Genomic DNA, 13,806 nt, shown 5'->3' with positions numbered 1-13,806 from the left:
ATCCGTTTTTTTCCATATGAAAAGCCTTTGCTCACTAGAAGCAAAGGCTGATTGTTTATGTTAGTAGGTTATTTAACAAACTTCTTTTAACTCTTCAGTTAAACGTAAAAAAGTTTCTTTATCTCTTTTTTCTAAAGACTGATCGATTTGCAGTAAAAGCTGTGCTTTTTTAAAGTCACGAAGAGATTTGTTTAGCACTAGTTGAGCTGCTGTCGCGTCTGATACTTTTACTTCTTCTCGTGTCATTTTGCGGGACGTATAGTTTTCCATTACAAGTCAACTCCTCATCCTTTTCGCTATTATATAAGAAATCATATAATTATTCAAATATTTTTTCTTATTTTTCATTTTAAATTTGACCCCCAAAAACCGAGATTAAGACATAGCGAAATCAATTCAATCTAAAGACAAACAAATTGGATACATGAGCTGAACCGCTTGTGACACCGCTGTTGATTTCCGTGCAAGCGCTAGAAACACCTACCCCCATAAACGAAACCTACGTTCATCACAATAACAAAAAAATCCGAACGAGTTGGATCCTTTATCAAGAATCTCGATTCATCGTTCGGATTTTCTTTCCACTAAAATAATTTTGTCTCAGCCTCTTGTTATCACAACCACTCTGGGCGTGAAGAACCTCGAGGAACGAGAACCGTCTTATATTCCCCTGGAGTTTCCGACATTTCGATTTGTTCTGTAAGCCCTTGGTACAATCCTAAAGGTGTTTGGGCTGTAAAGAGATCCGGTGCAATGTACTCATGCTTCTCTGACGAACCAGCTGTTTGATGGGCGTATGTTTTATCATAGATGCCCATTGATAAAATCCATAAAGATACGCGATCTAATGATACACGCACGCGGTAGCTGCCTCCTTCTTTTGCTCTTCTTTCCAATGCCATTAAAGCACCAACTTCAAGCAGCCAAGAAACTGCATAATCATTGACAACTACAATAGGAGGCAGCTTAGGATTTTCTGGCGATCCTTCTAACGCCATGACTCCCGTTACGCTTCCCGCTGTTTGGTCAAATCCATTTCTTTTTGCCCAATCTCCTTGCGTTCCGTGCAGGTTAACGGTGCAGTGGATGATTCCAGGTTTTAATTTTGCACACTCTTCAGCTGTTAGACCGTATCTCTCTAGGAATCCGTAGCGACGGTTCCCAAAAAAGATATCGGCTTCTTTTAGAAGATCAACCATTTTTTCTTTTCCTTCTTTTTCACCGATATCCAGCGTTGAAGAGCGCATACCGACATTAGACGTAGCGTAAATCGTATCATGCTCCCAATCCGTTGGCTTCCAAATATTTAAGACGTCCGCACCGTGTAAAGCGAGAGCTCTACCGAATCCTGCTCCTGCAATAACGTGACCAAGACCTAATGCTCGAATACCATCTAGCGGCGTTTTAGGATTCTTGGAAAAAGGAATCGGCTCACTTTCTCCAATCTTTTCAATTTCAATCAAAGGAAGCTGCGCTACTTCTTCATACACGGACTCATTCATAAACTCTTCAATTGTCCGCACAACTGGCATGATAACTCCTCGCTCCGCTGCAGCTTTTTCCAATTCTTCTGCATTCCATCCGCGAATCGCTTTTGCCACTGCATCAGGGTCTTCTATACAATTTAATAGCTTGAGCGTTTCATGCTTAGAGCGTGGATACGGATTCAGCGGCATTACCCATTTGCCATCTTTTGTTTGATAAAAGCGAAAGCCTAATGGATTATAAGGATCATTTGCTTTACTCGGGGCATACCCATTAAGCTTTTCCCATTTTTTATCGTAAAAAGGTGATAATCTTCGGATCGCTTTTCGTAAATCCATATGAATATCTTGACCTTTTCCTCCGCGTATTCTCCAAATTTTTGAGACAGCTACTGACTTAGCAACCAGTGCAATAGCTGCTGCTGAAGCAAGTCGCAGCGTACTAGGAACAATCGGATCTTCTCCGTAAAATGTAATGTTTCCTCCACTGTCTTTTGCTGATAAGTCGACTCCTTGAAGCACATTTTCCAGCTCTTGATAGATATCAAAATCACTATTATCCGTTAAACGATTTTCATTTGCTTTCACAATAGATTTTGTTAGCTGACCTTTCGTAATGTTGCTCATGTGTAGTCCCTTCTTTCCTCATATAATTACCTCATTATGTCCCTGCTTGCTGAAGTTATGCCCTCATCAAGTTAAATCAAAACACTTTAAATATAACCTTTACGTTAACGTTAATATTATCTTAAAACGAATGTATCATATATCACTTGGGCGAACAAATAATTTGTTTCATAAACAAACAAAAGCGCTTTATGTTTTTGTACATAAAACGCTTTTTTCCTATTTCATATTTTCTTTTTCGAACTACTTTTCGATTGGTTTTTTTAATGCATGTAAATTTTCTTCTGCAGAAAGCATGACCTGGTTCATAATATCTTCCGCATCTTTAATGGCTTGGTTATAAAAATGAGGACCTATATGTTCTTTAATAAACTCCAATACATTTTCCGCTGCAAATTCACTGATTTCTTCATCTCGTTCGTTATAAAAAAACGTTTGAATTTCATTCAGCATTTTATCTTTGTCTTCTTTTGAAAAATTAATAAACATAAACAAAACTCCTCTTTACATTGATATCTGTCTACCTGACATCATAGCAAGAGGAGCTGAGAAAATGCAGTCTTTTTTTCTTGTGATTTTTGTGTACAATGCTTGTGTTGATTTGAATTAGCTAGACACTTTCATAGCCGGTTTTTCTTTTATGCGGCTTGAGCGTTTTTTCATATCCTGTAAAATCTCTAAATATCTCTTTTCCGTCAACTCATATTTTACGAGTGGGACAAGTGATAACAAGCAAAGAATACCCGGAATAATCGTAAAGATTAAAGCAATCCAAATGAGCGTGCTGTGTGACTGAATTTGATTTGGCACGTACCCTACTGCTGAAAGGATGTACCCACCTACTGCTCCACCCACTGCTGAAGCGACCTTTGTTTTGAAAATATTCGTAGAAAACACCATTCCTTCTGCTCGGTTCCCCGTTTTCCATTCGCCGTATTCTACACAGTCAGCGAGCATAGATGTTTGAGCAATGTTACTAACTCCACCGCCAAAAGAAGCTAAAAAGCTTAAAATCATCACTGGCATAACGTGGAAACCCGTTGCAAACATTGTAAGAGTGGCTACAGCATTTAGGGCAATTCCCCCTATTGCTGCACGTTTCTTTCCAAATTTATTTGAAATGAAAGGAGACGCGATCGCTCCTACAATTTGTGCTGTGAAAAATAAGGTTAAATAAAGAGACGCGATGTTCTCTGCATTTAAATTGTATTTAAAATAGTAAATAGAAAACGTAGTTCGAATCGTTAAAATTGTTTCAACTAAAAGCATTGAGAAAATCAGGTAGCGCAACGGTCTATTTTGAATAAATAAGTTCCAAACTGCTTTTGGCGTCTGCTTTTCCTGTCTTTTTACGGTATAGTTTTCTTTTACTCCTGAAAATGTGATGATCATTGTAATCATTAAGATACACGCATAAATAAGACTAAGCATAAACCAGTTTCCAAAATAATGAGCTAGTGGAAGAGTTAATAAACTAGCAAATAAAGACCCTACTGCTGCAATGGTTCTAGGAAAAGCCACAACTTTGTTTCGTTCTTTTACATCTTGTGTAATCGTTGCTGAAAGCGACCAATAAGGAATATCCATGATAGCAAAGCTTGTTCCCCACGCGATATAAGTGATATAAGCATAAATTAATTTTCCTGTGTGAGAAAGATCCGGACTAATAAAACACGCGACTGTAGCAACAGCTGCAAAAAATCCGCCTATTAAAAGATAGGGCCTAAACTTACCAAATCTCGTTTCTGTATTATCAACAATCATTCCGATAATAATGTCCGCAATCCCATCCCATATCCTAGCAATAAGAAATAAAGTTCCTACGGCTGCAGCATTTAATCCTACACTATCCGTATAAAAAATCATTAAATATGTACTTGTTAATGCATAAATAATATTGTTTCCAAAACTCCCCATTCCGTATGATAATACGGTTTTGAGAGAAACTTTTGACTGTACCCCCATGTTCATGTAACCTAACTCCCTTCTCCTATAAAACGCTTTCATATCATATTATGAGTGACTAGAATCTCATTGCTTTATGAGATTCTAGTGTCCTATTGCTACTACATGTTTTCTACAACTCGACTTTCGTAAGGCTGCAGAACAATATCTTTAAATACTTTTACTTCTGGCGTATGGTTCATAAGGAAGTAATAACTTGTCTCTCCAAGCTTGCGAGGATATACTTCAACTCCATCTTCACTTTCCGTATGCTCAATCTGCTGCTGTTTTACAATATCAAGCGCCATTTTTTCAAACGTTTGCCCTTCAATTCCACAGCCTACATAATAGACCGTCCCGCGACCAAACTGATTTTTTGTTACAGCCGCTTGATTATAAAATGGATCATCATACTCATACAGCACTTCAGCTGTTACAGGTGTGATAATGTCTCTCCACACGGACGCACTTGCTTGTTCTCCTTCATACGGTCCTTTTCCTTTAATAGCTGCTTTTTGAGTAGAAGACAGTGCTTCCACTTCATGAATTTCAATCCCTGTTATTTCTTTTACATATCCGGGCAGCGTCTGTTTAAAGTGAATATTATTTTGTTTGTCTTTAATGCCGGTTCTAAACGTAAAAACGATGACGCCTCCGTTTTCAGTAAATTCAGTAAATCTTTTACCTAGTTCTTTATCAATGATTTGCAAAGCCGGAACAACCAGTACTTTATAGCTTGAAAAATCTCTTGTAGCAGGAATAACATCAATTGGTGTATTCAACTTATAAAACGGTGTATACCCTCTAAGAAGCTCTTGCGTAAAGTCAAATCCTTCACTTTGCTGCTGAAAACGCCATGACCATATATTTTCATAGTCATATAAAACGGCAATCTCCGATTTAATATCAGACTCAAGCACATGTTCGTAATGAACGATTTCACTAAATAACGACTGAACTTCTTTGTAACGTTTTCCATAGTGATTATCGTGACCTACAATTCCGTAGCAGTATTGCTCAGCTCCTCTTGTCATTCCGCGCCAGCGAAAATACAGCATATTCGTGCATCCATGAGCAAAAGCTTGATAAGACCACATTTTTGCCTGATTAGGTCGCGGTAGATAACCGATGATATCATGACCTTGAGCACCCATTAATTCCTCTACAATCCAGAAATTTTTATGTAACAAGCCTCTATTAAAATCATGACCTAGTGCAATATGAGCCGGGGTAATTGGCTCTGTTTGACCGCCCCATACCGGATAATTATCATAGGATACAAAGTCCATTACTTCTAAGTTTTCTTCATGATCGAACCATTTATCAAAAAAGCCTCCTGATACGTTCGTGGTCAACAGCTGGTGATCACCTTTATATTTCTTCACAATCGCTGTTTGTTCGTGAGCGTATCTGTTTAACGAAAAAGAGCGAAAGCGGGCCCAGTCTAGCTTTAACGAAGGGCTGTGTGTCGTAATTGTTTTTACAGGCATAGGCACTTCGGTAAAGTCGTTATACGTTTGTCCCCAGAAAATAGTGCCATACTTTTCATTTAACTCATGAATATCTTTATATTTTCTTTCCAAAAACTGCTGAAACTCTTTATGACATTGTTCGCAGTAACACATATCACTGCCTTCATGGCCAAATTCATTGTCAACTTGCCATGCTACGATTGCTTCTTCTGAGCAGTAGTGCTTTACTAGTTGTTCTGTAATCTGAGCGCTATACTGCCGGTAAAGAGGAGAATTAAAACAATATTGACGTCTTCCTCCAAATGCTCTGACCGCCCCATTTTCATCTTTTGATAAAATAGAAGGATGCTGCTTCGCAAGCCAAGCCGGAAAAGTGGCAGTAGGGGTACCAAACATAACGTCAATATTCTGTTTTTTAAGCTTATTGATAACGCTATCAAAAAAAGAAAAGTCATATTGCCCTTCTTTAGGCTCCATAAGATGCCAAGCGAACTCCCCTATTCTCACCATATTTGATCCTAACTCTTTAATACCTTGGATATCTTCTTCTATCATATTCTCTGGCCAATGTTCAGGGTAATAATCGACGCCGATGTACATTTTTCTCTACTCCTATCTATTTCTTTATTTCATTAAATGAACGTTTTGCTGTTACTTGTTAAGGTATTCTTGGAAACGGTGATCAAAAGCAAAAAAATCACATTTCCTATCTTCATAAATAATTCTCTATTCAACTTTTAAGATACATACTTTCTAATCTTTTAAAACGCTTACAAGTTTATTTTATGAACTTTATTCAAAATATTCAATGGTAAAAATTTAGAGAAAAACATCCTTTTTTTGCTCTTTATTAAAATAAAGAATAAAACGCTTACAAAGACAAATGTTTTTATAATTCTTTTATATATCTTCCCTCACACTCCCCACATCCACATTTAGGTAATAAATTGCTTAGAAAACAATCTTCAAAAGTCATTTCTTTCATACATGTTATCTATCAATTAGTAAGAGTCATTTGACTTATCTATAAAATAGTAAAAATTCCAGAGCAGGTTTTTACCATTATTAACACATTGATCCTACGTTCACCATCACAACAAAAAAAAGACCGCACAATGAATCGATAATCTCGATTCATTGTGCGGATACTTCTTGGGCTAAAATACGTTTGTTCTACCTCTTACTTGCAGCTGATTATGAACACGCCCTTTTACGGATTTGTATTCATGCAGCTGCCATTTATACAAAACTCTTCAAACACAGGGTTCTTTACATTTTCCATTAACAATGGGGTTGCAACATGCTGGAAATTAGAATGGCGAATTGTTAGGTTTGTAACGGGAGAACGTTCATAGGCTCGAATCCATAAGCCGTATTTCCCTCCATTGCTTTGCAAATTTTCTATGTTGATATTACGAACGACGGGCGTAAAATTCCCTGTGTCTCCTTCTTCATAGTACATGTCTATTTGAATCACTTCACTGCCAACGCTTTTGACCGTATTGCTGCTAAAGTCGATATCTTCAATCGTTCCGCCGCGAACTGAATTTGTTTTAATGCGCAGCGCCCGGTCTAGATTGGGACTGTCCATAACATTGTGCTGAGCAAATACGTTCCGGACGCTTCCTGATATTTCGCTGCCGATCACAACGCCCCCGTGGCCATCTTTCATTTCGTTTCCTTCAATAATAATATTTTCACTTGGTACGTTGATTCTTCTTCCATCTGCATTACGCCCCGACTTAATCGCAATACAATCATCTCCATTGTCAAAATAAGAATCTTTAATAAGCACATTTTTACTCGATTCAGGGTCTACTCCATCATTATTAGGACCATGACCTATAATTTTTACATCATCAATTAAAATGTTCTCGCTTAAGACAGGGTTGATTTGCCACATGGGCGAATTTAAAATGGTTACACCTTTTATCATGATATTTTTGCTGTGATAAGGCTGAATAAAACTAGGTCTCAAATAGTGCCCTTTGCCAAATACGCGCTCTTTAACAGGAACTTTCTCTTCTGCCATTTTAAACAGCAAATCGCGATCTTGCTGTTGATTGGGCTCTCCTACTTTCCATCCAAACTCCTTTTTTCCTTTCCAGGGCCACCAATGTTCGTTATCACCCTGTCCATCTAACGTACCTTCTCCTGTAATCGCAATATTTTTTTCGTTATAAGCATAGATAAGCGGTGAATAATTATATAGCTCCACGCCTTCCCATCTTGTTAAGACAGCAGGTAAGTATTTGTCAGGATTTTGACTAAACTTAATGGTAGCTTTTTTCATTACATGAAGATTTACGTTGCTTTTTAAATAAATCGCACCGGTAACATAAGTTCCTGGTGGAACAACAACGCGCCCTCCTCCTGCTTTGTTAGCCGCTTCGATTGCTTTTTTAAAAGCAGCCGTTGAATCAGACTTTCCATCTCCTGCTGCTCCGTACCGCTTAATATTAAACGTACGGTTCGGAAATGAAGGAGGCTGAATTTGTTCTTTAACTGCTGTTATTTTTTCACTTGCTGAAAGAGCTTCTCCTTGGGCAGAAAACGGTAAAATAAGCATCAGAGTCATCACAAACAAAGAAAGCACATATTTTTTCACTAGCTTTTCCCCTTTCGTTTAACAATCTAGTAACCGACTTATTTATAAAGTAACGCCTGTTTTAAAAATGGCCATTTCTTTAAAATCATTTTTTTCGTTATTTACAAGCTCTCCGCTAGAAACCCCGATCATGTACTCAATAAAGCTTTCTAACGTAGCTTCTTCTGTGTCACCTTCAACCAGTACCCCTCCATTAAAATCAATCCAGTGCGGCTTCTTGTTATAAAGAGCGGTGTTTGTAGAAATTTTTATAGTGGGCACAAACGTTCCAAACGGCGTTCCTCGTCCCGTTGTAAACAGTACAATATGACACCCTGAAGCCGCTAAAGCAGTTGAGGCAACTAAATCATTTCCAGGAGCACTTAGTAAATTTAAACCGTTAGTTTGTAAGCGATCTCCGTAATTTAACACGTCTACGACTGGGGCCGTGCCTGCTTTTTGAGTACAGCCAAGTGATTTATCTTCTAACGTTGTAATGCCGCCTGCTTTATTGCCGGGAGAAGGATTTTCATACACCGGCTGTTTATGATTGAGAAAATACGTTTTAAAGTCATTAACCAGATGAACAATTTTATCAAATGTTTGTTCATCAACAGCTCTTTCCATTAGCAGGGTTTCTGCACCAAACATTTCAGGTACTTCTGTTAAAACTGTTGTGCCTCCTTGAGCAATGAGCCAGTCAGAGAATTTACCGAGCAGCGGATTTGCTGTAATACCAGATAATCCATCTGACCCACCGCATTTAAGACCTACTTTCAGCCTGGAAATATCAACGTCTTCTCTTTTATCATCTTTAGCAGCAGCATAAATTTCTTTTAACAAAGTGACTCCTGCCTCAATTTCATCCTCGACGTCTTGAGATTGTAAAAACTTCACTCTGCTTTCATCAATTGTACCTAGCGCTTGTTTAAATTCTGTTAAGCTATTATTCTCACATCCAAGCCCTAATACTAATACGCCTCCAGCATTTGGATGCTGTACCATTCTCGTAAGCATGGTTCTTGTATTAAGGTGATCATCACCGAGCTGAGAACATCCGTAATTGTGTTTTAAAACGGTTACATGTTCAAAAGGCGAGATATCACCTATTTCTTTTTGAAACTGTTTAATCATTTGTTCGGCTATACCATTTACGCACCCTACCGTTGGAATAATCCAAAGCTCATTTCTAATTCCAATGTCTCCGTTTTTGCGGCGATATCCTTTAAACGTTAGCGATTGTTTTTTTTCTTTAGGAGCTGCTAACTTTTGATGAAATTCATATTCGTTAACATTATTTAAATTTGTTTTTGTGTTATGCGTATGCACCCATTCACCAGGTGAAATAGAGTGCGTCGCATGCCCGATTGGAAAACCATATTTTATAATGTTGCCGCCCGCTGAAATTGGCGTAAGAGCTATTTTATGGCCCCGTTTCACTTCTTCTTTTAGAGAAATTTCTTTTCCATCAACCATAAGGTTCTCTTGTGCTAAAAAATCTCGTAAAGCTACTGCTACATTATCTTCCTCATGAATACGAATTACTTCTTTCATATGCTTCACCTCTTACTGTTTAGTTGCGGTTACATAGAGAATTTCTTTTATTGCCTGTTTCATTCCGAGAGTTTCAATGGCTAAGACTCCATTTGTTACGGCTTCTGTTAAGCTAGGAATCGTATTTAAATTCTCTCCCCAATGCTCTTTATATCCCAGTACTTCTTTTACAATGTAAGAAATGCTTTTTTCAGTACCGTCAAACGTATTCCAAAGAGATTCATACATTTCTAGAACTGCAGGGTCATCTGATAGTTCAATTTTTTCTCCTTCTCTTTTTCCTTTATAAAAAGAAATGAGGGCACTGAGAGAAAATGTAAGCAAAGCCGGCAGCGCTCCTTGCTTTTCAACGTACTCTTTAAGAGTTGGGATGTTTCGCGTTTTAAACTTTGTCATGCTGTTCAAAGAGATGCTCATTAATGCGTGGTGGATAAACGGATTTTGAAAGCGTTCTAATGCAGATTTAGCAACTGGCAAAGACTCTTCTTCCGAAACTGGTAAACTAGGAATAATTTCTTCATACAGACACTTTCGAATAAACGTTCCGATTACATCATCTTCGACTGCTTCTCTGACCGTATTTAGTTCCGCTAAATACGCAACAGGCATCATAGCAGTATGAATCCCATTTAAAATTCTGACTTTCTGCAGCGCATATGGTGCAATGTCGTTCACAAATTTCACATGTAAACCAGCTTCTTCCGCGGGAAACTCTTCTTTTACCCACTCAGGTCCCTCAATAACCCATAAGTAAAATGGCTCTGCGATCACAAAAAACTCATCTTCATAACTCAGTTCATTGAGCAGATTTTCATCGTTTGGATAACCTGGCACAATTCGGTCAACAAGCGTGCAGCAAAAAGCATTTGCTTCGTGTATCCATTCGGTAAACTTTTTCTCTAAATTCCATTTGTCGGCATAGCGCAATACCATTTTCTTTAACAAATCCCCGTTTCGCTCCACTAATTCACAAGGAAGGATAATAAGTCCCTTTGTTGGATCTCCTTGAAAAGCTTGAAACCGCTTATATAGAAATGCCGTAACTTTACCAGGAAAACTCGTTTGCGGTGCATGTTCCAAGCGGTCTTCTTCTAAAAATGCGATACCTGCTTCTGTTGTATTAGAAATAAGAAATCTTAGCTCTTCTTTCTCCGCTAATTGCATATACGCCTCATAATCTTCATATGGATTTAGACCTCGGCTAATAGATTCAATTACTTCATGTTCTTTGACTGCTTTACCGTCTTGAATTCCTTGAAGAGAAACCGTAAACAAACCGTCTTGCTCATTCAATTTACCTGCATTTCCCGTAATTCTCGGATTGACAGCTACTATACTGCCTTTAAATGCAGTGTGTTTGTTCATTTGATGAATTTGCCAATCAGCAAACCCTCTTAGAAATACGCCTTCTCCAAACTGCAGTACTTTTTCTGTGTATATACGTGTGTTAGCTTGCATCTGACGGTTTAACTTCATGTTAGCATCTCCTTCTTTGCACACATTAACATTGTTATTTTTATAGCTTTTTATATTGTTTTATTTCTTAAAAATGTTAACGTTAACATTTTTGGGCCGGTTATACTAAATAACCGGCTACATAGATGAGCGTGACTTTACAGACTGGCGAACCATTAATTCGGTATTAATTAAAACTTTATTTTGCAGCATCTTTTTGTCATCTTTGTCCATTAATGATAAAACTGCTTCTGCTCCGGTCATGCTGATTTTCTCGATTGGTCTTTTAACGGTTGTGAGTGAAGGAGTGGTGTATTTGGCTAATTCGATATCATCAAATCCAATAATTGAGATATCACTCGGTACGTTTAGCCCAGACTCGAATGCGGCGTTCATAGCACCGATTGCCATATCATCATTTGAACAAAAAACAGCAGTAGGCGGCTGCTTTAACCTTAACAGTGCTTTCATTCCTTCATATCCGCTTTGCATATCGTAATTTCCTTGAATCATATACTCTTGGCGAATGGAAACATTGTGATCAATTAACGAGTTAAGAAATCCTTCCTTACGCTGTTGAGTTGATTTAAAACCTTCTATTCCTTCTATGATTGCAATATGCCTGTGACCTAATTCAATCAAATATTCGCCGGCTTTGTAGGCTCCTTCTTTGTCATTTGACAAAATATTAATAATCGATGAATCGTCAACTTGACGGTTGAGCACAATCAACGGGATGCCTTTTTCTACTACGTTATATATAAAAGTGTTATCACGGTCGCTTTGACTCATTAAAATAATCGCATCAAAGCGTTTATTGTTGATGTACGTATAATCATCATAATCGTCAATGCCTCTTACAAATAAATTATACTGAACATCAATTACTTTACTTACCCCTCTAATACTATCTACTAAAAAACTTGGTGACGTACCGTTTGCCATGCTCGTAAAAAACAATCCAATTGTATGAGATTTTTGAAGCACTAAATTTTTCGCATGATAATCAGGAATATAGTTAAGCGTATTTGCAATCTCTAAAATTTTCTTTTTTGTTTTTTCTTTAATAAGCGGACTATTGTTTAATGCACGTGAAACCGTTGTATGTGATACGTTTGCTAGTTTTGCAATATCCTTAATTGTAACACCCATTTCATTTACCTTCCTTTAATGAATCAGTATCGATTTTTATTATAAGGATATCACAAGTTAGTAGGAATAATAAGCAAATGGTGAATGTTATGACAGTTTTGACTAAGACCTAGCATGAATATCTTGGACAATCTCCGCGTGTTTCTTATCCGTTAGCTTATACATAAAACCAATAATCACTGCAGCAATGGACAAAGCAATAGCAGGATATAGTAACAGCAAACTTTTAATTCCCACTAATGTACCTGCCTTTTGTGCCACGTTTGGGATATACCCAACTAACCCTAAACCAATACCTGATAAGAAGCCGGATAGCGACTGAGCAAGCTTTCGAGAAAAGTTGAACAATGAATACGTTGTGCCTTCTTTTCTTTCGCCTGTTTTCCATTCACCATAATCAATAATATCTGATACAAATGCCCATGTAATCCCGTTAGGAATGCTGATACCTATAAAAGCAATACTTGCTAAAATCGTAAAAATTACGACGTTAGAAGGCATAAAGAAATTTACTGTGTCCGCTGCAATACTGATTCCTAAGCCAATCATTGCAGCTTGCTTTTTTCCAAATCGGCTAACAAGCTTTGGCAGCATAATGACTCCTAGAAAGGATGAACCAATAATAATAAAGTTCATGTAAGCCATCAATTTAACATTTCCTAAATTATACTGTGCAAAGTAAATAAGCATAGCTGATTTAATATTGTAAGCTGAAATGGTAAATACCGTCATAAACACTAAAATTAAAAGAGGTTTGTTACTTACAAACGTTTTAAAAATAGACTTAACTGATAGTTTTTCTTTTGGACTCTCTTTTACGACAATGCGTTCTTTGCAATTGCGATAGCATACATAAAAAGCGATGATGCCAATGACCGACATAATTCCCATAACAACGGGATAACCGATTTTTTCATTTGGAAATAACAGAATGAGCGGTACAACAGCAATGCTGGTTACAAACAGTGCACCTAATGATCCTGTTTGACGAAAAGCAGCAAGAGACGTGCGATCAGAAGTATTTTGAGTCATGGATGCGCCTAGCGATCCGTATGGAATATTGACAAATGAATAGCCAATTCCCCAAATCATATAAGAAGCGTACGCATAAATTAATTTACCCGCCGGTGAAAGATTTGGCGAAATAAACGTGAGTACGGTTAAAATGGCTAACACCATACTTCCGAATAGTAAATACGGCCGGAATTTTCCTTTAGCTCCGATGTTTTTTCGGTAATCAATGGACGAACCAACAATGGGATCACAAACTGCTGCAAATAACTTACTTACTAGAAAAATCCCTCCCGCAGCCGCGGCAGGGATGCCTGCCACATCTGTAAAGAACTTCAACAAATAAAGCTGCCCTAAATCAAACATGAAACCGTTACCAAAATCACCCATACCATAAGATATTTTTTCTTTTACACTAAGATTTTTCTTTTCTACTTTTATTTCAACCTTTCTTTCTGTTGCCACAACACTCATGGTAATCCCCCTTCTCCCCTTGCAATTCTTTAAACTATTTTGCCCC

10 protein-coding genes are annotated in these 13,806 nt (G+C 37.7%); all 10 read right to left on the bottom strand.

All coding sequences use genetic code 11. From position 1 onward, the window contains the following. Nucleotides 1-72: 72 nt before the first annotated feature. Nucleotides 73-270 (bottom strand): IDEAL domain-containing protein, encoded by a 198-nt coding sequence (locus tag ACMX9J_RS00470; RefSeq protein WP_013082792.1) that lies wholly within the window; start codon nt 268-270, stop codon nt 73-75. Between the two features lie 344 nt (nt 271-614). Continuing rightward, on the bottom strand, nt 615-2,111 hold the full coding sequence (locus ACMX9J_RS00465) for a CoA transferase (RefSeq protein ID WP_416225301.1): 1,497 nt from the start codon (nt 2,109-2,111) through the stop codon (nt 615-617). A 243-nt stretch (nt 2,112-2,354) separates the two neighbouring features. After that, nucleotides 2,355-2,600: a DUF2164 domain-containing protein gene (locus ACMX9J_RS00460; protein ID WP_013082790.1), complete on the bottom strand. Its 246-nt coding sequence runs from the start codon at nt 2,598-2,600 to the stop codon at nt 2,355-2,357. A 117-nt stretch (nt 2,601-2,717) separates the two neighbouring features. Continuing rightward, a complete protein-coding gene (locus ACMX9J_RS00455) occupies nt 2,718-4,082 on the bottom strand; it encodes a glycoside-pentoside-hexuronide (GPH):cation symporter (RefSeq protein WP_028413691.1) in 1,365 nt (454 codons plus the stop codon). A gap of 95 nt (nt 4,083-4,177) precedes the next feature. Further along, entirely contained in the window at nt 4,178-6,127 is a 1,950-nt protein-coding gene (locus tag ACMX9J_RS00450; protein ID WP_033578730.1) for a beta-galactosidase, read from the bottom strand. Nucleotides 6,128-6,737: 610 nt separating this feature from the next. Next, nucleotides 6,738-8,135 (bottom strand): glycoside hydrolase family 28 protein, encoded by a 1,398-nt coding sequence (locus ACMX9J_RS00445; RefSeq protein ID WP_416225300.1) that lies wholly within the window; start codon nt 8,133-8,135, stop codon nt 6,738-6,740. Nucleotides 8,136-8,177: 42 nt separating this feature from the next. Next, nucleotides 8,178-9,668 (bottom strand): UxaA family hydrolase, encoded by a 1,491-nt coding sequence (locus ACMX9J_RS00440; RefSeq protein ID WP_034264545.1) that lies wholly within the window; start codon nt 9,666-9,668, stop codon nt 8,178-8,180. Nucleotides 9,669-9,680: 12 nt separating this feature from the next. Next, nucleotides 9,681-11,144, bottom strand: a complete 1,464-nt coding sequence (locus ACMX9J_RS00435; protein WP_416225299.1) for a tagaturonate reductase — start codon at nt 11,142-11,144, stop codon at nt 9,681-9,683. Nucleotides 11,145-11,261: 117 nt separating this feature from the next. After that, nucleotides 11,262-12,275, bottom strand: coding sequence for a LacI family DNA-binding transcriptional regulator (locus ACMX9J_RS00430; RefSeq protein ID WP_028413696.1), 1,014 nt, complete (start codon nt 12,273-12,275; stop codon nt 11,262-11,264). 102 nt (nt 12,276-12,377) lie between these two features. Beyond that, the gene (locus ACMX9J_RS00425) at nt 12,378-13,760 is read right to left on the bottom strand and encodes a glycoside-pentoside-hexuronide (GPH):cation symporter (RefSeq protein ID WP_028413697.1); all 1,383 of its coding nucleotides are present in this window, start codon (nt 13,758-13,760) and stop codon (nt 12,378-12,380) included. Nucleotides 13,761-13,806 lie beyond the last annotated feature (46 nt).

The sequence above is a fragment of the Priestia sp. RMT2NF4 genome (genome assembly GCF_047872835.1).
In the GTDB taxonomy this organism is placed as follows: domain Bacteria; phylum Bacillota; class Bacilli; order Bacillales; family Bacillaceae_H; genus Priestia; species Priestia zanthoxyli.
This window is presented reverse-complemented; position numbering and strand designations above follow the sequence as displayed.